Origin of the sequence: Rugosimonospora acidiphila (assembly GCF_039543385.1) — a bacterium.
GTDB classification, from domain to species: Bacteria; Actinomycetota; Actinomycetes; order Mycobacteriales; family Micromonosporaceae; genus Rugosimonospora; species Rugosimonospora acidiphila.
In genome coordinates this window covers 60,000-80,758 of the sequence record NZ_BAABJQ010000038.1, presented here as the reverse complement: position 1 = coordinate 80,758, position 20,759 = coordinate 60,000, and the positions used below count along the sequence as shown (strand labels likewise).

18 protein-coding genes and 1 pseudogene are annotated in these 20,759 nt (G+C 69.8%); 10 read left to right on the top strand and 9 right to left on the bottom strand.

Annotated elements, in window-relative coordinates; all coding sequences use genetic code 11:
• The 3 genes from ABEA87_RS37880 to ABEA87_RS37870 all read left to right on the top strand — a co-directional run.
• A partial coding sequence (locus tag ABEA87_RS37880) for a response regulator transcription factor (protein ID WP_345638095.1) occupies positions 1 to 127 on the top strand: 127 nt, incomplete at its 5' end.
• 82 nt (positions 128 to 209) lie between these two features.
• Positions 210 to 461 (top strand): hypothetical protein, encoded by a 252-nt coding sequence (locus ABEA87_RS37875; RefSeq protein WP_345638088.1) that lies wholly within the window; start codon positions 210 to 212, stop codon positions 459 to 461.
• Positions 462 to 975: 514 nt separating this feature from the next.
• The gene (locus ABEA87_RS37870; RefSeq protein ID WP_345638087.1) at positions 976 to 2,250 is read left to right on the top strand and encodes a hypothetical protein; all 1,275 of its coding nucleotides are present in this window, start codon (positions 976 to 978) and stop codon (positions 2,248 to 2,250) included.
• Between the two features lie 525 nt (positions 2,251 to 2,775).
• On the opposite strand, the gene ABEA87_RS37865 is transcribed toward ABEA87_RS37870, so the two are convergent.
• Positions 2,776 to 4,392, bottom strand: a complete 1,617-nt coding sequence (locus tag ABEA87_RS37865; protein ID WP_345638086.1) for a purple acid phosphatase family protein — start codon at positions 4,390 to 4,392, stop codon at positions 2,776 to 2,778.
• A 635-nt stretch (positions 4,393 to 5,027) separates the two neighbouring features.
• Here ABEA87_RS37865 and ABEA87_RS37860 point away from each other — a divergent pair.
• Complete coding sequence (locus tag ABEA87_RS37860) at positions 5,028 to 5,315, top strand: integrase core domain-containing protein (RefSeq protein WP_425571029.1); 288 nt, start codon at positions 5,028 to 5,030, stop codon at positions 5,313 to 5,315.
• A 157-nt stretch (positions 5,316 to 5,472) separates the two neighbouring features.
• On the opposite strand, the gene ABEA87_RS37855 is transcribed toward ABEA87_RS37860, so the two are convergent.
• Together ABEA87_RS37855 and ABEA87_RS42805 are read right to left on the bottom strand one after the other, a co-directional pair.
• Positions 5,473 to 6,039: a maleylpyruvate isomerase N-terminal domain-containing protein gene (locus tag ABEA87_RS37855; RefSeq protein WP_345638085.1), complete on the bottom strand. Its 567-nt coding sequence runs from the start codon at positions 6,037 to 6,039 to the stop codon at positions 5,473 to 5,475.
• 123 nt (positions 6,040 to 6,162) lie between these two features.
• A pseudogene (locus ABEA87_RS42805) lies at positions 6,163 to 6,468 on the bottom strand (DUF6262 family protein); the annotation flags it as partial.
• A gap of 47 nt (positions 6,469 to 6,515) precedes the next feature.
• Here ABEA87_RS42805 and ABEA87_RS37850 point away from each other — a divergent pair.
• Positions 6,516 to 6,653, top strand: a complete 138-nt coding sequence (locus tag ABEA87_RS37850; protein WP_345638083.1) for a hypothetical protein — start codon at positions 6,516 to 6,518, stop codon at positions 6,651 to 6,653.
• Between the two features lie 70 nt (positions 6,654 to 6,723).
• On the opposite strand, the gene ABEA87_RS37845 is transcribed toward ABEA87_RS37850, so the two are convergent.
• The 4 genes from ABEA87_RS37845 to ABEA87_RS37830 form a co-directional block, all read right to left on the bottom strand.
• Entirely contained in the window at positions 6,724 to 7,608 is an 885-nt protein-coding gene (locus ABEA87_RS37845; protein ID WP_345638082.1) for a diacylglycerol/lipid kinase family protein, read from the bottom strand.
• A complete protein-coding gene (locus ABEA87_RS37840) occupies positions 7,605 to 8,429 on the bottom strand; it encodes a DUF1206 domain-containing protein (protein ID WP_345638081.1) in 825 nt (274 codons plus the stop codon). Before ABEA87_RS37840 ends, ABEA87_RS37845 begins: the two co-directional genes overlap by 4 nt.
• 554 nt (positions 8,430 to 8,983) lie before the next feature.
• On the bottom strand, positions 8,984 to 10,450 hold the full coding sequence (locus tag ABEA87_RS37835; protein ID WP_345638080.1) for a cation:proton antiporter domain-containing protein: 1,467 nt from the start codon (positions 10,448 to 10,450) through the stop codon (positions 8,984 to 8,986).
• A gap of 205 nt (positions 10,451 to 10,655) precedes the next feature.
• On the bottom strand, positions 10,656 to 11,075 hold the full coding sequence (locus tag ABEA87_RS37830; protein ID WP_345638078.1) for a hypothetical protein: 420 nt from the start codon (positions 11,073 to 11,075) through the stop codon (positions 10,656 to 10,658).
• Positions 11,076 to 11,278: 203 nt separating this feature from the next.
• Here ABEA87_RS37830 and ABEA87_RS37825 point away from each other — a divergent pair, with 203 nt between their 5' ends.
• The 4 genes from ABEA87_RS37825 to ABEA87_RS37810 all read left to right on the top strand — a co-directional run bounded on the left by ABEA87_RS37825 (position 11,279) and on the right by ABEA87_RS37810 (position 13,544).
• On the top strand, positions 11,279 to 11,842 hold the full coding sequence (locus tag ABEA87_RS37825) for a cupin domain-containing protein (RefSeq protein WP_345638077.1): 564 nt from the start codon (positions 11,279 to 11,281) through the stop codon (positions 11,840 to 11,842).
• Positions 11,843 to 11,853: 11 nt separating this feature from the next.
• Positions 11,854 to 12,441, top strand: a complete 588-nt coding sequence (locus ABEA87_RS37820; protein WP_345638076.1) for a carboxymuconolactone decarboxylase family protein — start codon at positions 11,854 to 11,856, stop codon at positions 12,439 to 12,441.
• Positions 12,438 to 13,160 carry an alpha/beta fold hydrolase gene (locus ABEA87_RS37815; protein ID WP_345638074.1) on the top strand — a complete coding sequence of 241 codons (723 nt, stop codon included), beginning with the start codon at positions 12,438 to 12,440 and terminating at the stop codon, positions 13,158 to 13,160. Before ABEA87_RS37820 ends, ABEA87_RS37815 begins: the two co-directional genes overlap by 4 nt.
• A gap of 183 nt (positions 13,161 to 13,343) precedes the next feature.
• Positions 13,344 to 13,544: a 2Fe-2S iron-sulfur cluster-binding protein gene (locus ABEA87_RS37810; protein ID WP_425571028.1), complete on the top strand. Its 201-nt coding sequence runs from the start codon at positions 13,344 to 13,346 to the stop codon at positions 13,542 to 13,544.
• Positions 13,545 to 13,553: 9 nt separating this feature from the next.
• Here ABEA87_RS37810 and ABEA87_RS37805 read toward each other — a convergent pair whose 3' ends face one another.
• On the bottom strand, positions 13,554 to 16,709 hold the full coding sequence (locus ABEA87_RS37805) for an ATP-binding protein (RefSeq protein WP_345638073.1): 3,156 nt from the start codon (positions 16,707 to 16,709) through the stop codon (positions 13,554 to 13,556).
• 517 nt (positions 16,710 to 17,226) lie between these two features.
• On the opposite strand from ABEA87_RS37805, the gene ABEA87_RS37800 reads away from it, so the two are divergent.
• The gene (locus tag ABEA87_RS37800) at positions 17,227 to 20,298 is read left to right on the top strand and encodes an ATP-binding protein (protein ID WP_345638072.1); all 3,072 of its coding nucleotides are present in this window, start codon (positions 17,227 to 17,229) and stop codon (positions 20,296 to 20,298) included.
• Positions 20,299 to 20,328: 30 nt separating this feature from the next.
• Here the strand turns inward: ABEA87_RS37800 and ABEA87_RS37795 are convergent, their stop codons facing one another.
• Entirely contained in the window at positions 20,329 to 20,703 is a 375-nt protein-coding gene (locus ABEA87_RS37795) for a hypothetical protein (protein ID WP_345638070.1), read from the bottom strand.
• Between the last annotated feature and the right edge of the window lie 56 nt (positions 20,704 to 20,759).

The following is a 20,759-nucleotide window of genomic DNA, read 5'->3' as shown; positions in this document are numbered from 1 at the left end:
CGCCGCGACCCTGGTGATCAGCCAGGAGACGGTGAAGACGTACGTGTCGCGGATTCTCACCAAGCTGGATCTGCGCGACCGGGTGCAGGCGGTGGTGTATGCCTACCGCAACGGCCTGGTGACCTGAAACTCTCCACCGCCCGGTCGGACAGGCTCAGGACGACCCGGGTACGACCTCCGATCCGTGGGTCGGTGCCCGGCAGGCGTTGGTGGCCTATCCCTCGGCGTATGCGGTGGCGGCGAAGTTGCTGACCAAGCTCGGTGTGGGTGAACTCGCGCTGCCGGTGGCGGACCGGTCGGCGACGGCGGTGGAGGCGGATTCGCTGGAGGCTCGGGGTTTGGCCGCGTACCACGTGGCTTGCGCGTTGCTGCGTCTGGATCGACCGGAGGACACGGCGGACCTGGCCGTGGCGATGGCGGCGTGGCCGTACGGGCCGGAGTGTTGGACTAGGCCCGTCTAGCCGGGTCCTCTGCGACCACGAACGACCAGTCAAGTCGCTGCGCCACGCGGAGCCACCTACGCTGCGGCTCCTGGCCTGCTCGGCAAATCGTTGCTCCGGTCGGAGGCAACCAGATGGTGCTTCCAGGTCGTGTCAACCACAGACGAGGGATCGTGCCGCGAGGGGGCAGCATGTGCACTCGGTTGGTTGGAGTCCGGCTGGCCGATCCGAGACCTACTCGACGTGGTGGGCGAGATGAAGGACTCGCGCACACTCTCCCAGCCGCTTCGCCGCCGAGCGCTTCGCCTATGGCGCGCTGCGGCAGATACCTGACGGCCTGACAAGCCTGAATCTCGGTGGAACGGTGCGGGTCGCGGCATGTGAGTGCGTTTCGGGGGACATGAGCGGCGCGCGATCGGCGACGCAGCCGCGCGCGTGATCTTGGGTCTTGAGTGGACGGCGAGGGTCCGCTTTCTCGGTCATTCGGCGAGAATTGGGTGGAGTGCAGCACCAGTCGGGCTTCATGCTTGCGGTGATGATGGATTGGCATTATTCGCCGTACCTCGGTTTGTACGGGGGGCTGCAGCGAGGACACGGGACTGCGGCGGCCCGGCTACGCGATCGGCCCGAACACGCGTCGCTGGTCTACGCGTGTATCGGCCGGGACACGCGGTGGGACCGGCAGGTCGACGATCGCTACACCTATCTGGCCAGGCTGCTGCGCGACCTGCGTCTGGACCCAGCCCCGGTGGTAGCCCAGCTTCGCGCCTGCGCTGCACCGCCGGGCCCCGACGATGACGACAACCGGTTCGAGCTTGCCGCCGGCGTCCTGACGGCGCTGGCCGGCACCGGCGACCTACAGGCTCGGGAGGCACTGCGCGACTACATCCGCGACGGGACCCGCTGGATCGAAACGCTGGAGGGCCTCTGCGACGAATGGCCCGTCGACTGGTGGGACGACCTATGGGAGACCGCCGCCGCGCGCATCGACGCCGAACACGCACCCCAGCTGTGGCCGCACAGCCAACCGTGGCAGCGCTGGTACGGTCGCGACCGGCGGCTCGACACGGTGCTCGACGCCGCCGGCCGCGACCGCCCGCGAGCGCGAACCCGCCGCACCGACCTGGCTGCGGCCTCCGACGACGAACTCGTCGGTCACCTGCTCGCGCCGGGTGCCGGCCGCGGCAGCATCGCCGCGGTGCTGCGCCACATCCGCTGCCGGGGCCATCCGGTACCGCAGCTGCTCGACGTCGCAGAACGGCTGGCACTGGCCCGGCCGCCAGGGCTGCTCGGGGCCTTGGGCGCGCAAGGCCGGCTGGTCGTCCCACTGGCCCGGGCCTGGGCCTCGGATCCCGACCACCCGTTGTTCCTCGACGCCCCCCACCTACTCGCGCAGCACGGCGACGTCCAGGACATCCCGGTACTGCTCGCCGCGCTCGACCGGCTTGCCGACCGGTGGTGCGGCCACGACACCCTCACCGAGGGTCTGGCCCGGATACTCGCCGACGCGCCGGACTCCGCGCACGCTCACACTCGCGCCAGACTCGTCCGGCAGCTGCGCGGATTACTCATCGCCTCTCCGCACTCCTACGAGCGGGCCAGTCACCTGCGCAGCTTGCTGCTGCTCGACGCGACGCGCACGACCCGGGTGCTGCCGTTCTTCCTGCTCGACTGTGAGCCCACCGTACGGCTGCTCGCAGCCCAGCACACCCCGCTGACCGACCAGTCCCGCTACTGGATCATCCAGCTGCGCGACGACCCCATCGAGGACGACGAGGTCCGCCACACCGCGGCGCAGCGGCTAGCCTGACGCGGTCACAGCCAGCCGACTGCCAACTGTGGAGGCGCAGGACCTCGCTCAAATCGCGGCAGCTGCGGGTCCTGGCTAGCGAGCCATCCATCTGGCGTGCTGGGTCACGCGGCCATACCGGGTTATGCGGCTACCACCGCGGTCCACGCACAGCTCGTTGGTCTTGCGACCGCTGATCCGTCCGACCTGTTCGGGCCTGCCGGTAGCTCCGCAGGTGAGCCCAGGTGAAAGAGCACGATTAGCGAGTAGGCCGCGTCGCGGTGTTCATTTCAAGACCGCCGCCATCGGCCGCTAGGCGAGCCCCCTGACCTGCGGATTCGCCGCTACCGAAATCCGATTGTCGGTCTCAGTCGTGGTCCTGTAGCCCTGGCCGCAACCTCACGCGACGATCCGAGCGCGGGGCGATGATCCACAAAGTCCACTGAATAAGGAGCGCGGCCGTCAACAACCCCTGGCCAGCAACGCTTGGGCCGGGACGTCGTCCCGGCCCAGGCGTTGACGACTACTGCTGCTGGTCGCGTTGGGTCAGTGGTGGCCGTTGCCGCCGTCACTACGACGGCGTTGGAGCGTGAACTTCTCGAAGACCGACAGCTCACCTGTGGGCGTGATGATGTTGTAGTAGGTGACGTAGATGCGGGTCATGTCACCGGGGTGACGGCCCGGGTCGACGGTGAACTCGGCGAAGCCGTACGGATGCTCCGCGTCGCGGACGCCGATCCAGATCGCCGTCTCCTGCTCCTTGACCGAGTTGAACTTGCCGACGTGCTCCGTCTGGACGAATGCCGAGTGATGCCCGTGACCGTCAGCGTCGTCGGTGGTGAAGCTGTTGTTGGTGATGCCGGACACGCCGCCACCGCCGAGGACCATGTGCGTCGTGCCGTGCGCGCTGTCGATCACGTCGAGTGCGGTCTGGCTCGGGTTGGGTGTGAGTGTGACGCTGCCGGGGACGACGCCACGCACCGCCAACGAGCGCTCGTAGTCGTGCTCGTGGCCACAGACCACCAGGTCGACGCCGTACTTGTCGAACAGCGGGCCGTACGCCGCGCGCAGCGCGAGATCGGGGCCGTTCGCGGCGGTCGCCGAGCTGATCATCACCTGGTGCATGCAGATGACGATCCAGTCGATGTCCTTCGAAGCCCTTGCCGACTTGAGCTCCTTCTCCAGCCAGGCGAGCTGCCGACCGCCGGAGTAGCCGTTGATGTAGATGTCGCCGCCCTCCTGCAGGGCGATGTCGTCGTTCTGCAGGGAGATCACCTTCACCGAGCCGACCGTGAAGGAGTACCAGAGGTTGTCGAGCTCGGGCTGGGTCTCGGTCGAGGGCAGCTCGAAGTAGGTCTGGTACGCGTCGAGACCGAGCTTGCCGTTGCCCAGCTCGATCTCATGGTTGCCCGCGCACGGCATCCACGGACGGAATCGCGCTGAGCGGCTGTTGTTGGTGAGGAAGTCGTGCCAGACGCGGATGCGGTCGGGCCCGGTGTTGGCGTAGCAGAGGTCACCGTTGAGGAGGTGGAACAGCGGGCCGACCTTCTCGACGCCGGTGACGATGTCGGCAGCGGCGGGCGTGGCGTTGGGCTCGAAGTCCCGGCCCGAGGCGTCGGCCGGGTTCGCTCCAGTCATCCACGTCACACTCGGCGCACCCTGGTCGCCGAAGCTGGTGAAGGTGAACGGAGCTCTGCCGGACGGCGCCGTGTGGAAGGTGCCGGCGTCGGGAGTGGCGCCGTCGTGCTGGGCCGCGTACAGGTAGTCGGTGTCGGCCTTGAGCTTGCTGATCAGCGCGTGATGGACCCAGACGGTCCGCCCGGAGGCGCCGTCAACGTAGGTCTTCGTCGTCGCGTGCGCTGTGGAGCCGAAGCCGCCACTCAGCGTGCCGTAGACGACCCGGGGGTTCTTGACGGCCGCGTCGGTGACCCACGAGGCGACCATCTGGCTGCGTGGGTCGGCGCCGAAGGTCAGGTGCAGGCCCTGGACAGGGGTGGTGGCCGAGCCGGTGGTGAGACCGGTGACCTCCGACTTCGCCGGAGCCGCCTCGGCGGTTCCGGCGCTGAGGAGCACCGGCCCGGCGGCGGCGCCGGACACTGTCGCGCCGAACAGGCCGAGCGCGTTGCGGCGAGAGATTCGAGTTTGTTTGGATTCTTCGGACATTCGGAGGGCCCTTTCGCGTCTTCGCGTGCAGTCGAACACCGACCGGACAGCAGCGGTTCGAACCTGACAGCGGACTGCGGCAGGCCAGTGGTGCGCACGTTCACGGACGCTACGAAAAACGGACGACCGGTGCGGCGGGATGGGCATGAACGCCAGATGGCGGTCACCGCAACGGACGGCAACTCTCGACGGCCTTGCCCTGCAGGCGCCCGGCAGCGCGGCCGGCACCCGCCCATCACTCCACATATACCGTTATTCAAGACCATGCTGTCAATATCAACCTGGTCACCCGACTTTCGCCGCCCGGGAGGGCTTGGTCGTCAACCGCAAACGCACCCATCGGCTGTGGATCGAGGAGGGTCTGAGACGGCCACCCGTGGTGCGTTAGAAACGCCGCACCGGCTCGGCGCGTCATCAGCGGATGCGGGCAGAGCGGCCGGATCAGATGTGGGCGTTGGACTTCCAGGTCGATGTGACCGCGAACGGCCGGCAGGTTCGGTTCCTGAACATCATCGACGGGTACACCGGCCAAGCCCCTGGCGACGAGGGCGGCCCGGTCGTTCACCGCGGACGCCACCATCGCGGTACTCGACGACCTGGTCACCACCCTGGGCAGGTGTCCGGAGCACATCCGGATGGATAACGGCCCCGCGCTGACCGCGCACGCCCTGACCGATTGGTGCCGCTTCACCGGCGCGGACCCGGCCTACATCGACCCAGGCTCGCCGTGGCAGAACGGCACGTGTGAGTCGTTCAACGGCCGGTTCCGCGACGAGTTCCTGACCTGCGAGCAGTTCGACACGCTGCCGGAGGTGCGGTGTGATGCCCGCCCCGGGCCGGTCCGCGCGGGCACGGCGACGCCGGCCGATCGCGAGGTGCGGACACAGGTCGAGGGCTGCGGTTATCTTGAGCCGGCGAAGTGATCGTGGCTGTGAGCTGCGGTTTTACGTTGTGGATGGTGTTGTCGTCGTGGTCATGTGCAGTCGCAGACCGCTTATCAACATTTCTGTTTCGGCGTGTCGCGCCGCGGTGAGCGGATGCTGGTGATTCAGCGTGAGCGACGGTATCTGGCAGTAGGACTTATCCGACCGCAGCTTTCAAGACCCAGGAAGTCAGTCGAGGACGGCCGGGGAGTTCGACACGTCCGGTGGACCAGAGAAGTGCCTGGAAGGGATCCCCGCCTGGAGCATCAGGAAAGAGCCGGGTCAGCACGGCGGTGCAGAGAGATTCGGGTGGATGCCAGCGGATGCCCAGCCCTTGGGTGATGTCGTAGGTATGCACCAGCGTTTCGTTCACGCCCAGCGCCGCGAAGCCGCTCGGGTCTGTCGGGCCCCAATGCCAGGCTCGTACCGACGAGTCGGATGCGGCCAACGCAGTGCTCAGCAATCTTCCTGCGCCGATGACTATTTGCAGCAGGTCGCGAGGAGACGCGTCGCCGCGTACCACCAGGTCGAACGGGAGGTAGGCGGAGTCAGGCCGAGCGGCGAGCTGCCCGGCGTATGCGAGTAGATCATGCGCGACATGCGCGGCCGTTTCCCAGCAGCTCCAGTCCAGGGTGCCGGCGGGCCGTTGCCAGTCCGCGGACTCATGCGGTGCGAGTGCCTGAACGATCTCGGCCACGGCTTGGTCGACGTCACCGCTGTCCATTGGTCGCATGATGAGGAGCCTGCCAGGTCTTGCACTACTCGGGGCTATTGGGGCGGGAGGTGACATCGTCGACGCGACGTTGGCCGAGGGCGTGCGCGAGTGCCTCGCGCGCGTTTGGTTCTCGGCCTCCAGCCTTCGAAGGCGGTCGGTGGCGGCCTCCAGCCGGCGGAGTAGGGAGGCGTCGGAGGCGCGTTGGCGTGGAGGAACGCTCGGGTGTGGTTGGTGGGGTCGGTGCCGGTCGCGGAGTCGTTCGATCTCGGTGCGTAGTTCGGGTTGGGAATAGAGCCAGGACCGCGAAACTCGGACCTCTTTTGCGAGGGTTTCGGAGTTAATGGTTCGGCCGGTGTTGTCGAGCCGGCGCAGCGCGGCTCGGGCCCGGCGGTGGGTGGCCTCGACGCGTCGGCGGGTGGCGGCGGCGAGGTGGCAGATCTACCGCGGCGGCCCGACCCGATCCCCCTCGACCTCACATGCCGAAGATGGACGGCCGCGAGCTGCTCCACGTCATCGAGGCCGGGTTGGTTGATTATCGCGTCGGCTCGAAGGACCGGATCGCTGAAGGGCAGCCGGTTCATTGCGAGGTCGATCTGGCCCCGCCGTGCTCGGTGATCCGGTAGCCCCGCTGCGGGCCGTTCTCGCCGGGGTCGTCGGACTCGATCTGCCCGTCGCGCTCCAGGGATCTGTCTCTCACGGCGGCACGCAGATCCAGAGCGCGGCCGGACGGACCACCGCGTTCAGCGTGGCGGCTGGTTCGATCACGTCACCGTCGACCTCCCGTGGATACGGGCGGTCGGCGATGACCTCCACCCGGCGGGCGCGGAAGGTCTCCATCCGCGGTACCACCGGCCGACGCCGCAACACGCCCCAGGCCAGCGCCAGCCAGTCCCGCAGGTGTCGGGGAGTGAGTACGGCGACGTCGAACAGCCCGTCGTCGGGCAGCGCATCCGGAAGCAACTCGACCCCGCCTTCGAGCCGGCCCACGTTCGCGACCAGCAGGGTACGCGCACGCCGTCGCATGGCCGGATGCCCGTCCAGCCGGATCCGCAGCCGCATTGGCCGGTCCCGCAGGTGGCGCAGTGCCGCCAGGACGTAGGCCGAAGGCCCGATCCTGGCCTTCATCCGGTCGGAGGTGGCCTCGAGCATGCTGGCGTCGAAGCCGATTCCGGCCATCACCGTGAAGCAGTAGCTCTCCAGCGAGCCGACATCGATACGCCGCCGCTGACCGCGGGTAGCCAACCCGACCCCGTCCAGCACGTCGCTTGGTACGCGGAGGTTGGCGGCGAGCAGGTTGCCGGTACCCGAGGGCAGCACCGCCAGCGCGACCGAGGTTCCGGCCAGCTCGCCCGCGCAGGCCATCACGGTACCGTCGCCGCCGCAGACGAACAGCACGTCCACACCCTCGCCCAGCGCCTGCCGGGTCTGGCCGCAGCCGGGGTCCTCGGGTGTGGTCTCCAACCACAGCGGCTCAGGCCACCCGGCGTCGGCGAGGGCGGCACAGATCTCCTTGCGCCGCCCGTCCAGGTCGGTCACCTTGGCCGGGTTGATCACCACGGCACTGCGGGTGCCGGTCATACCTTTCGGTACTTCGACTGGAAGAAGCAGTAGACGCCGAACGCGGCGAACCCGGCCGCGATGGCGATGAGCAACAACTTGCCGAACGGATGGCCGGCCAGGGTGCGCAGCGCACCGTCCAGCCCGGCGGATCGGGCCGGGTCGTTCTTCACCGCTGCGCTGAACAGCAGGATGCCCACGATGGCAAACGCGAGCCCCTTGGCGATGTAGCCGACCTGACCCAGCCGGGTCGCGGTGTGCCGGGTACGGCCGCTCATCTGCGCGAGGCGGAGCCGCTTCTCGAAGCTGCGCCTCGCGCCGTACACGGTCAGGCCGGCGCCGACGGCGATGACCGCGAGCCCGGCGACCGCGACAAGGGTGCGGCCGGAGGGGTGCGCGAGCACGCCCGCGGTCGCGACCTTCTGCTGGGCCGCGCTGGACGTCGGAGCGCCGGATTGCACCTTCCACGCGGTCCACGCGAGCGCGCCGTAGATGACGGTACGAGCCAGTGATGCCAGCCGCTCAAACACGCGGTGGGTGCCGCGCTCGTCCCGGTGTCCGATGGCCGCTTCCAGTAACTGCCAGACCGCCATCGCGACCAGCCCGACCACGACGATGATGACCAGCGGCCGGCCGAACGGCTGGCGCAGCAGGATCTGGAAAGCGCCAGACTGGTCGCCCTCCTCTGTGGTGTGGCCCAGCGCGATCTGCAACGCGAGCCACGCCACGGCGAGATGCAGCAGGCCGTACCCGATGAAGCCGCCCCGGGTCAGATCCACCAGAGGGGTGCTGTGCCGGGCCCGGCCGGCGGTACGGCGGGCGGATCGCGCCAGTGACGACATGACGGTGGGAGTTTCCGATGTGCCGATGCGGCAAACCTCGAATACGACAAGGTGTAGGAGACTGGGCTTCGGGTACCGACGTCCACCATGTCGACCTCTGCTGCCCGGATGGAGCATGACCGGCCGCGCCAGCGGAATCTCGGCGGCCTGATCGCGGTCAGTACCGGGGGGAGTCTCTTGGCGGTGCTGCTCCTGCTCGTCTGGTCTGGCTGGACGCCGCTGGAATCGGTGGACCACGGGCTCGCCACCGACCTGAACTCGCTGGTCGCAGGCCATCGGGGACTGGTCGCGCTACTCCGGGTGGTGACCACCCTGGGCAGGTACGGCATCCTGTCCTGGCTGGTCGGGCTGGGCGCGGTCGTCGTGGTGCTGCGCCACCGGTACCGGCTGGCCGCCTATCTCGTAGTGGCCGGCGTCGGCGCCCTCATCCTGGATCCGGTTCTCAAGGCGGCCGTTGGCCGAGCCATGATGATGGACACCGCCACTTCACCGTGGCAGCGTGATCCGGCCCGGCCGAACCAGCCGACAGCCTTCAATCGGCGTGGACGCCCTGATCAACCAGCCGCTCGGAACAGCGCAGCCGCTGTGGCGGGCTGGTCCGGGTCGACCAGGAGCAGCACCTCGTCTCCGGAGTACAGGACGGTGTTGCCGCGGACCGGTACTGGTGTTCCGTCGCGGTTGATCAGGCTGATCCAGGTATCCTCGCCCAGGTCGAGGTCCGCGACCCTGGTGTTGTCGGCGGGCGAACCCGCGGCGACTTGGTAGTGGCGGACGTTGGTCGGTTCGTGGCGGAACCGTACGGACAGCGACCAGGGCTCGGGTTCCAGGACGCGCATGGGTACGCCGACCCGATGGGCGATGGTCGGGATCAGACCGCCCTGCACGATGACGGAGAACGCGACGACAACCACCACGATCTTGTACAGGCGCGTCGCGCCAGCAACGTCCGCCGACAACAGGTAGGTCCCGAGTAGGATCGGTACGGCGCCTTTCAGCCCGGCCCACATGACGAACACCCGCTCGCCCCGGCTCAGTTTCATCGGCAGCAGCAACGCGCCGACCAGAATCGGCCGGATCACCAGGGTGAGCAACGCGGCCAGCGCGAGACCGATCAGCCACGCCGTACCGTGCGCCAGCCCGGCCACGGACACCGTCAGGCCGAGCATCGTGAACGCGGCGATCTCGGCCAGGCTCGCCGTCGATGAGTGGAAGCGCTCGATCTCCGCCTTGTACGGCGTACGCAGGTCCCCGACGACGATCCCCGCGACGAACACCGCGAGGAATCCCGAGCCGTGCGCGAGGGTGGCGATCCCGTAGATCGTGCCGGCGCCCAGCAGTGTCTGCACCGGGTACAAGGCGCCGCTGGGCAGCGGGAGCCGGCGCATCGCCAACCCCAACAGGTACCCGCCGCAGACGCCCGCCGCGGCGCCGATGAGTATCTGCTCCGCGAACTCGCCCACCCCGGCACCGATCGCGCTCCAGCCCCCGGCCGAGCCGGCCGCCAGTACGGCGGCCAACGCGGCGATGCCGACCGGGTCGTTGGCCCCGGACTCCCCCTCCAGCAGAGTCCCCGACCGGCCGGCGATCTCCCGTCTGCCCAGCACGGAGAAGACCACCGCCGGATCGGTGGGAGCTACGGCGACGCCCAGCAGCAGCGCGCCGCGCCAGTCGAGCCCGAACACCAGGTGCGCCACCGCGGCAACCCCGGAGGCGGTGACCACGGTGCCGGCGACCCCGATGATCAAAACCGGGCCGGCGGCCGTGCGCAGCCTCCGCCAGCCGATGTGCATGCCGCCCTCGAACAGCAGCAGGATCAGCATCGCGGTCACCACCCGCTGCGTCACCCGCACCGGGATGTGCTCCAGGGGCGTGAAGATGTCCGAGGTCACCGCGGCGGCGATCAGGAAGATCGCTGGTGCGGGGATCCGGACTCGTTCGCTGACCCGGTTCGACCACACCGACAGCAGGCCCGCCCCGCTGACGACGGCGATCACCAGGCCGAAGGGGATCACATCGCTCATCGGGCGACGATCAGTGGTAGGTCGAGCCAGGAGCGGATGAACATGAACAGCCTTTCGGTGAAACTCTTGCAAGGGTGCCGAGCATCCTTGCGGGCACGCCGCGTTGGACCTTATCGGGCCGGCATGGCCCAGGTTGAGGAAGCCGCGATCAAAGCGGGGGCGGTCGTCTCTCGCGGTGCGCCTGGTGCGGCGACGGCGCTCGCCGTCAGTTCGGCACCTGGATACGGAAGCGTAGGCGGCAGATCACGGCATTGGTGTGCTTGCGGATCGCGCGGTCGAGGACGGCGCCGCGCTGGTTCTGGAGCAGCCGCTGCCACGGTCGGGGCAGTTGCATCTCCGGGATGAGTACGACCACCCGGTCGTGCTCGTCTTCGGCGTCCACCAGCCGTACGTAGTCCACGATGGGTCTGGTCAACGATCTGGTCTGGCTGGTGAGCACCGTCAGTGGAACGTCGGGGTGCCACCGGTTCCAGAGGTCCCGTATGCCGGCGGCCTCCGCCTGGTCTTCGACGTGAACGACGGTGACGGCGCGTACCTCGTCGCCGAGGGACAGGGCGGCACCGAGCGCCTCCTGGGTCAGCCGGTTGACCGCGCCGACGGGGACGATGACCAGGTCGGTTGGCATGCGACCATCTCTCGTAGGCGCGTGGTGCGGCCCGGAGGTAGGCGCCAAGCTGAGCGTGCGTACCACGTCCTCGGCTTCGATACCGCTGACACCTGCCCAACTTGACGGACAGTGAATCGCCGGCCACGGCCCATCCAGTCCGAGTCAAGTGCGGGACGACAGTCTGTCGATGTCGACATCTCCCGAGAGACGCAGGAGTTGCTGTGAGCGCGACGCAATCGTTCCGCAGAATAGTGACCGGTCATGATCCGTCCGGCCGCGCGGTGATCACCCAGGACGCGCCGCCGACCCGCGCGGTCGAGATCGGCGGCCCGGGTGGCGCGATGTTCTACGAGGTGTGGCACACCAGCGAGACGCCTGCCCTCATCGACCGGCAGTCGGGCGAGCCGGCGGAGGACGGCCTGGTGCTCGGGCCGCCCACGCAGGGCACCCGTCTCCGCGTGATCGACTTTCCGCCGGAGGACGACCGGATCCGCAACCTGTCGGGGGCCGAGGCGGCGGGGCACTTCGCGCAGATGGGCGGCGCCGACGCCGCCCGCGCGGCGGCCGGTGCGCCACACCCGTTGATGCATCGCACGCAGACCGTCGACTACGCGATCGTCATCGACGGTGAGCTCACCCTTGTGCTTGAGGACAGTGAGACCATCCTGCAGGCCGGCGACATCGTGATCCAGCGCGGCACCAGCCACGCGTGGGCGAATCGGTCGGCGGAGACCTGCCGGGTCGCGTTCGTGCTCATCGACGGCCAGTACACCGACGGACTGTGAGGACGGCCATCATGCGCATTCGGCCCATCCCGCCCGACGAACTCGGCCCCGAGCTGCGCGAGGTCCACGACGGCATCGCCAGCCTGGTCAAAGAGGAGCAGGCCCGCGTCGTCATCCTCGACGACGACGGCGCGCTCGTCGGGCCGTTCGCGGCGATGCTGCACTTCCCGACGTTCGGCGTGCCCGCGCTGATGCTGCAGCGGGCAGTCGCGGCCGAGGCCCGCCTCGACCCGATCGTTCGCGAGATCGCCATCCTCACCGTCGGCGCCGCCTACGGCGCCCGCTACGTGCTGTACGCGCACGAGCACACGGCCGACCAGGTCGGCCTCGCACCGGAGCAGGTCGCGACTCTGGCGGCCGGCGGCCGGCCTTCGGGGCTGACCGCCGGGCAGGCCGTCGCCCACGACGTGGCGGCGGCGCTGACCCACGGCCGCATCCTGCCCAACTCGACATACGACCGCGCCGCCCGGCTGCTGGGCCATGACGGCGTCGGCGAGCTGGTCTTCCTCATCGGCAGCTACTGCCTCATCGCGATGGTGGTCAACTGCTTCGACGTGCCCGTGCCCGACCTTGACGTACCGAAGGGACAGTCCTCATGACCGAGACAACGCCAACGCCGACCGTCGTGCTCGTGCACGGCGCGTTCGCCGACAGCAGCGGATTCGATGCCGTCATCCGGCGCCTGCTGGCGGCTGGCTATCCGGTGCTCGCCGCGCCGAACCCGCTGCGGGGCGTCGCCGCCGACGCGGCCGGCGTGCGGGCGCTGCTGGACTCCGTTGAGGGCCCGGTCGTCCTCGTCGGGCACTCCTACGGCGGGGCAGTCATCTCCGTGGCCGCGGCGGAGAGCCGCAATGTGCGGGCGCTGGTATACCTCGCGGCATTCGTGCCGAACAAGGGGGAGGCCGTCGGAGAGCTCGTCGACCGGTTCCCCGGCAGTACCGTGAACGAGTCGCTCAAGCCGGTGCCGCTGCCCGACGGTCAGGTGGACCTGTACATCGACCCGCGGGTCTACCACGAGCGGTTCGCTGCCGACGTACCGGCCACGGACGCCGCCGTGTACTCCATCGCCCAGCGCCCGGCCAGCGCGGCCGCGTTCGCCGAACCGGCGGCCGGGGCGCCGGCGTGGACCGAGATTCCGAGCTACCACCTGATCGGCACGGCCGACCTGATCATCCCGCCGGCGGCCCAGCAGTTCATGGCCGAGCGGGCCGAAGCCGCCGTCGAGGTGATCCAGGGCGCCTCACATCTGCTGTTCGTCTCACACCCGGACACCACGGTGGCCCTCATCGAGCGTGCGGCACGGGAGACGGCCGGCTGAGTACCGACGCTTGAGGCCGTGCCGCCGATGCTCCGGCGGCACGGTATCTGCCAAGCAACGTCCAGACGGCCTTGGGTGCGACGGTGGAATCAGGCGCGTTGACCGACCGGGGTCTGGGGAGCGGACCGAGCGAACCACAGGTGGAGACCGAGTCCGATCCCCCAGGCGGAGCCCGGCCAGACCGTGCTCGACGCGGCCAACGAGGCCGGTGTACCGCTCCCGCAGTCGTGCGGCGAAGGGTCCTGCGGCACCTGCCGGGTGCGGGTCCTGTCCCGCCGCTACGAGACCGACGCCCGCGGGCTCTTCTCCACCGACGAGATCGCCGCGGGCTGGTTGCTGGCCTGCCAGACCCTGCCGACGGAAAACCTGGTCATCGCCTCCTAGGAAGCGCGGTTACGGGTGATCTTCGAACAGCCCCAGCAGTTCGCCGACACGCGCCGCGAACAGGTTGGCCTCGCGTTCCCGGGTAAGCGTCAGGGCCCGGCGAGCGACATTCTGCGCGGACTCGACGTCGCCGCCGGCTCGCAGCGCCTGCGCGCGGATGAGCAGGACCAGGCCCTCGGCGTACCGTTCGCCGTAGGTCTCGATGAACGTCTCGCCCTTGTCCAGTGCGGTGATAGCGGCGCCGACGTCCCCGGCTCGCAGCAGCACCTCGGCCAGCAGTGCATACCAGGTGGCGAGATTCGATCGAGGCGGGTCGACCAGTGCGCTCTCGATCAGGCGCTCCATCTCGAGCGCCGCCTGGCCTGGGTCACCGCCGGACATCGCCGTTGCCCAGTGTTTCGCGAGCCGCGGGTAGCTGCCGGAGAAGGTGAAGGAGAAGTTCGGATCGGCGTCGATCGCCTTCTGCGCCGACCGCAGCGCCCAGGCGGAGTCTCCCGCCACGGCCGCTGCGGTGACCGCGAACGAGCCCCAGATGCTGAGGGCATACGGATCGTCGCCGGCCTGGGACTCCACCGTGTCCAAGAGCTGGCGGGCGGCGGCCGGATCACCGTGCAACGCGGTGTTCAGCGCCAGCATGACCGGCGTCATCATCTGCAGCCGGTGGCGCAGCGGCTCGGCGTCCCGTTCGGCCCGGACGAGTGCGTCGGACTCGCTGAGGTTCCGGTAGGCCTCGCCGACGTTGCCCGTGCTCCACTGATGGACGCCCCACGCGTGATGGCCGGACGCCCGCACCACGGGGTCCGCGGAGCGCTGCCCATAGTGCAGCAGCCGGCGGGCGAGGCGCCCGGCCGCATCCAGCTGAATACCTTGGGCGTGCGCCAGAAAGCGGGAGAAGAGCAATGCGGTGGCTTCTCGTTCCCGGCCAAGCAACCGCGCGACCTCCTCGGCGCGGTCCAGATGGTCCATGGGCGCGCCGACGAAGCCGGCGTAGATGCCGGCAACGGCGGTCAGCTCGGTCAGCGCACTCAGCTCGAGGTCGAGGAGGATGGCGCTGCGCGCGGTCTGGGCGGCCGCGGCGAGATGGTGCTCCGCTCGGTCGTAGGCGGATCGCCGGGCCGCGATGCGGCCGGCGACGATCAGCGCCTGCGCCGTCTCCTCCGGGTCGGCCAGCGGGCCCGCGCAGAGCAGATGGTGGGCGAGAGCCTCGCGCTGACGCTCAGCCGGTTCCTGGGTCTGCGCGAGCAGGGCCGCGATGCGCAGGTGGAACTGGCTCGCGTCAGACCGCGACGTCGACCGGACCACCGACTCACGGACGAGGTCGTGTACGAAACGCCAGCCACCCAGGGGAACGGGGTCGACCTCGACCAGGCCGAGGTCGGCCAGGGCCTCCAGCCGTGCGACGCACTGCAGCACGTCGAGGTCGTTCGCGTCGGCCAGCAAGCGCACGTCGATGCTGCGGCCCATGAGCGCCGCCACCTCGAGCAGCCGGCGGTCCCCGTCCTCGAGCCTGGCCATCCGGTCGCGGACGATGTCGCGCACCGTTGCCGGAATGGCGGCCCGGGCGGCCGCCGGGTCGGACAGGTGGCCCTCTTCGGCGAGGAACCTCGCGAGTTCGCGGACGAACAAGGGGTTGCCCTCGGTCCGGGCCTGGATGTCTCGGGCGACCGCCGGACTTGGCCGCTGCCCGGTCTCCTGATGGACCAGTTCGGCGACGTCCGCCGGGCTGAGGGGGCCGACCGTGATGCGCTGATGGCCGCCTTGGCGGGCAATGCCCGCCAGCACCCGGCGCAGATGCTGCGTGGGCGTCGGCGCATGGTCACGCACGCTGCCCATCAGCGCACTGCGGGCCGGCAGCGAGCCGGCCAGAAACGCGAACAATTGCAGCGAGGCATGGTCGGCCCAGTGGAGGTCATCGATGACCACGATGATCGGCCGGCGGGCGGCGGCATCGCCGAACAGCGCCACGACCTTCGTGAAGAGTTGGAACTGTGCTCCGGCGTCCGGCCGCGCCGGGACGTCCGCTTCGCGTCCCGGGCGCCGCAGCAGGTCGTCGAGCACCGCAACCCAACGCCCCCGGTCGTGTTCCGGGAGGGTCGCAATCACGGCCTCGACGACCTGCATCCAGGGCCACATCGACGGAGCGCCTTCGCCGTCGTGGCATCGACCCCAGAACGTGACGACACCGTTCGCGGCGGCCTGGTCGGCGGCCTCGGCCAGCAACCGGCTCTTGCCCGCCCCGGGGGGACCTTCGACGAGCACAATCTGCGCTCGGCCGGAGACCGCCGACTCGACGGCCTGGTGCAGCAGGACCAACTGCTCCTGCCGCCCGAAAAGCCGATCGGACCGGTGGTCGGAGCGCTTTCGTGCCGTGGACTGCCCTTGGGATGCGGTCGGGTTCAGGGGCTCGCGGTGGGCGCCGGCGGCGCTGGGACCAACGACGGCTCCGGCCCCGCGCAGCACGCGTCGATGCGCCTCGCGAAGCGCCAGGCCGGGACCGATGCCCAGCTCCTCGGTCAGCCGCAGGCGCACCGTGTCGAACACCGACAAGGCCTCCGCCTGCAGTCCCCACGCGTCCAAGGCCGTCATGAGCGTCGACTGCATGATCTCGTCGAAGGGCGCCAACCATGCGGCGAGGCGCAGTGGTTGCAGGATGCGTTCAGCCCGGCCGCGCGGCACGACAACCTGAGCGGCCTCGACGCAGGCGTCGCGCAGCTCGCGGTTGACGGAGGCGAACAGCGGGCTGGCGGCGTTGGTGATGGGCAGCCCGTCGCCCACGGACCCCCGCCACCGCGACAGGGCCTTTTCGTATGTGTCCGCCGCCTCGTCGAGCCGGTCGGTGTCCACCGCAGCGCGCGCGAGGCGCAGCAGCCGTCGAAACTCCGTCAGGTCGAGCTGCACGCGGCCGTCGTCGAATCGGTAGCCGGTGTCGGTGCGGTGCAGATACGAGCCAGGTGCCCGCGCGGGCAGGTTCGGTTCGACGAGTCGTCGCACCGTACCGACGTACTTCTGCAGGATGTTCAGCGCCGACGCGGGCACGGTCTCGCCCCAGACGAGGTCGATGAGCTCGGACGAGCTGACCGAGTGACCGGCCCGCAACAGCAGCAGAGCGAGGAGATACGCCTGCTGGCGCGGCCCGGTGTCGACCTCGGCGCCGCCCCGCCACATCCGTAAGGGGCCGAGGATCTGGACGGTCAAGGTGTCATCGGCGCGCTCCGGGTCGACCAGCGTGGCGGCACCGCGCGCAGCGACGAGCGACGGTTCGGTTCCGGCGTTCGGTCGGGGGAGGGAGGATTCGGCCATTCGAGTCCTCTTCGACGAGAAGATGTCGGTGCCAGACTAGCGCTCCCTCTCGGCCGTGGATGTCCCCAGCGCCACCGGCGCCGGGCCGCCGTCCGCTGCCGCTGGGCATCCATTACCTCCTGTTGTCACAGGTGTTGCTGATCATGCACACGTGGACCAGAGCGTTTCCGGACGGCGCGGCACCGGATCGTGTGGTCGCTCGCGGAGCGCGCGGCGTGAAGGGCGATCGTGTTACCGACGAAACGGGTAGGCACACATCGCGCCAACAGCGACATCACTGGTCATGCGGAGGCAAGCACGGCAACCAGCAGATCGGCATCTGAAGACGGTGTGGGCCGGTCAAGCGGCCCAATAGAATGTTGCCTCTACGAAGAAAGGCGAGGTGTTGCTTCGCGTCGACATCCTGGGCCGGCTACGTCTGCAGCACGACGGCGTCGTCGTGGACACCGGCCCTCGGCAACAGACTTTCCTGCTCGCGGTGCTCGTCGCCCGGGCCGGGCGACCGATCAGCACGGACGAACTGATTGACGTGCTCTGGGAGGGCGATGTGCCGCCCAGCGCGCTCAACATCGTCCAAAAGTATGTGGGCGCGGTGCGGCGGCTGTTGGAGCCTTCTCTGCTGGCCCGGGAAACCGGGTCATACCTGCAGCGGCGCGGCAACAGCTACCTGTTCGACGCGCCGGTCATGACGGTGGATCTCACCGAGTTCCGTGATCTGGTGCACCGGGCCCGGGAACTCGCCGGTGAACCGTCCCTCAATCTGTATGCGCAGGCCTTGGGCTTGTGGCGCGGACCGGTCGGCCAGGGCCTGCCCGCGGGGCCGCGGGCGACCTTCCTGTTCGGCGCGCTCGACGAAGAGTTCTTCAGCGCCTGCACCCGGGCCGCCGACCTCGCGGTCGCTCTCGGCGAGCCGGATCGCCTCCTGGCCCCGCTGCGGCTGGCGGCGGCCATGAAGCCACTTCACGAGCCGATTCACGCTGCCCTCGTCTCGCTACTGGCCGCAGCAGGGCGGGGCGCCGAGGCGGACGCGGCCTATGACGACATCCGCGCCCGACTCGCCGACGACTTCGGCCTCGACCCTGGACCGGTCCTGCAGGCGGCCCACCACGTCCGCGCCGAACCGGCCGCGGCAGACCGGCCGGCCGGTGGCGGACTGATCGGCCGGGCCGGCGAGCTCGCGGTGCTACGCCGGGCCGTGCAGTCCGCCCTGGCCGGTGGCACCGGACTCGTCCTGGTCGAAGGGGAGCCGGGCGTCGGCAAGACACGACTGGTCGACGAGGCGGTCGGCAACGCCGGCGGCGAGGGAGCGCTCGTCGTCTGGGGCCACTGCCTGGAGGGCTCCGGCGCGCCGGCGATGTGGCCGTGGATACGCGCGGTCGACGCGGTCCTCGGCGCTCTGCCCCCGGCCGTTCGCCGGGAGTGGCTCGACGGTGAGCTCGGTCGGCTGGTCGTGTCAGCGGACGGCGCGCAGACGACACCGTCGCTGTCCGACTTCGGCCGCCAGTTCCGGCTCTTCGAGGCGGCGGTGAACGTACTCCGAGAGGTCGCCGCCAAGCAGCCGGTGCTGCTGGTCATCGACGACTTGCAGTGGGCCGACCTTGCCTCCCTCCAGCTGTTCGGTCACCTGGCCGCCCGGCTGCCTGACGGCGTCGCGCTGATCGGCACGCTGCGCGACCGCGCCCCGGTCCCCGATGCGCAGCTGCTGCGGATGCTCGCCGCCGTCAGCCGGGTCCCGGGTCACCGCCGGATTCGGCTCGGCCCGCTGCCCGCCGCCGACGTCGCCGAACTGGTGCGCCGCGAGATCGGCAGCGACCTAGGCGGCGATGTGACTATCGGCATCCACGCCCGCACCGCCGGCAACCCGTTCTTCGTCCAGGAACTGGTTCGGTTGCTCGCGGTCGGCGAGGCGGTCACCGCCGTACCGTCGACCGTGCGAGACGTCGTCCATGACCGCGTCTCCCGCCTCGACGACGATGCTCGCGACCTGCTGCAGGCCGCCGCGGTCATCGGCGGCGACGTCGACTTCAACCTGCTCTGCCGCGTGACCGCCACGGACGGGCAGACCCTGCTCGAGCGCATCGAGCCGGCCGAGCAGCTGGGCCTGCTCCGGCCGGCCCAGGGCCATTCCCTCGTCGTGCAGTTCTCCCACGACCTGGCCCGCGAGTCGGTCGTCACCGCGCTGTCACCCCACCGCAAGATCCAGCTGCACCTCCGCATCGCCGACGCTCTGGCGGCCACCGACACCAGGGTCGAATCGGTCGCCGAACGCCTCGCGCATCACCTCTGGGCCGCTGGTCCGCTCGCCGACCCGGCCCGGACCGCCGACGCGCTGATCCGCGCCGGCTGGCAGGCGGCGTCCAAGTCCGCCTTCGACGCCGCCGCGCAGCACCTGCACTCGGCGGCGCAGGTCGCCCGGACCGCTGGTCAGGCCGAGCTCGAACTGGCCGCGCTGTCGCTGCTCACCGCGGTTGTTCGTCGATCCGGCTACGCGGAGTCGACGAACGACCTCCTGGAGCGCGCCGAGCACCTGGCCCGCGAGCTCGGCCAGGCGGAGGTCGCCGTCAACTTCCTGATCTCCCGGTTCGCACTGTCCTGCCAAGGTCTGCAGCTGGACCGCGCCGGCCGGCTGGCCCGCCAGTTTCTGGCGCAGACCACCGTCTCGGCCGATCCGACCATGCGCGCCTACGGCTTGCACATGTGGGCGATTTACCAGTGGTCCATCGGCAACCTCGGCGAGGCGTACGACTATCAGCGCCGGTCCGACCGCACGCTCCTCGAGGATATCGACGGGTACACTCACTACTCGCTGCACCGCGAACTACATCTGATCATGGCCGGCCTGCGCGCCAAGATCTTCGCCCTGCACGGTGACCTCGACGCTGCCCGGACGGTCCTGGACACCATGGAAGCCGCCGGCGACGATCCCTACACCATCACCCTGTGGGCCGGCTTCGCGTCGACGCTCGCCGCCCTCGCCGGTGACCCGGATTGGGCGTTGCGGACCGCCGAACGCGGCATCGCCGAGGACGCCGGCTTCTCGTTCCGGTTCTTCGGGGCCTTCGCCCGCGTGAACCGGTGCTGGGCGCGCGCCGTGACCGGCCACGACGCGGCCGCGGCGGCCACCGAAGCCGAGGCCGTGCTCACCACCCACCTGCTCGACCCGCCGGTAACCGGACTGGCCGCATGGAGCGGGCTGATCGCAGAGATGTGGCTCGCCGCCGGCCGCCCGGACCTCGCCGCGACCGCCCTCGACCGCGCCGAGCACGCGCTCGACACCCACGGCGAACGGTACGCCGAGGGCCTGCTGCTGCTCCTGCGAGCCCGCCTGCTGGCGGCCGGCGGCGCGCCCGCCGACGAGGTACGGGCCGCCGCCGAACGGGCCCGGGCGTTGTCGGACGCCCGCGGCGCGCACCTGTTCGCGCGCCGCGCCGAGGCGCTGATCAGCGGAGCATGACCCGGCGCGTCGGCCCGGTCCGCGGATTCCTCACCGTGGCCCGGCCGCGAGATATGGACGCCGGCACGCGTACACCAGTGCCGGCGGCAAGTTCCCCCAGACCGTCCGGCTGACTGCCACCTCGTCAAACCGCGCCCGCAGCGAGCGCACCAGCCGACGCGCCGACGGCGCCCACCGGGCATGCACGTACGCGAAGGTGGTGAACACGCCGTGCGGCGGCAGCGCGGCGACGACCGCGGACAGTACCGCCCGCTGCTGGTCCGGCCCGAACGCCGCCCAGGGCAGGCCACTGACCACGACATCGGCGTGACCGAGTTCACGCTGGGCCAGCACGTCGGCCAGAAACGTCGCGTCGCCGTGCACCACGTCGACCGCCGGGTTCGCAGCCGCCAGCCGCCACCACACCAGTATCTGGACCAGGTTGGCGGCGACGTAGTAGACGACATGGGTTCAGAAACCCC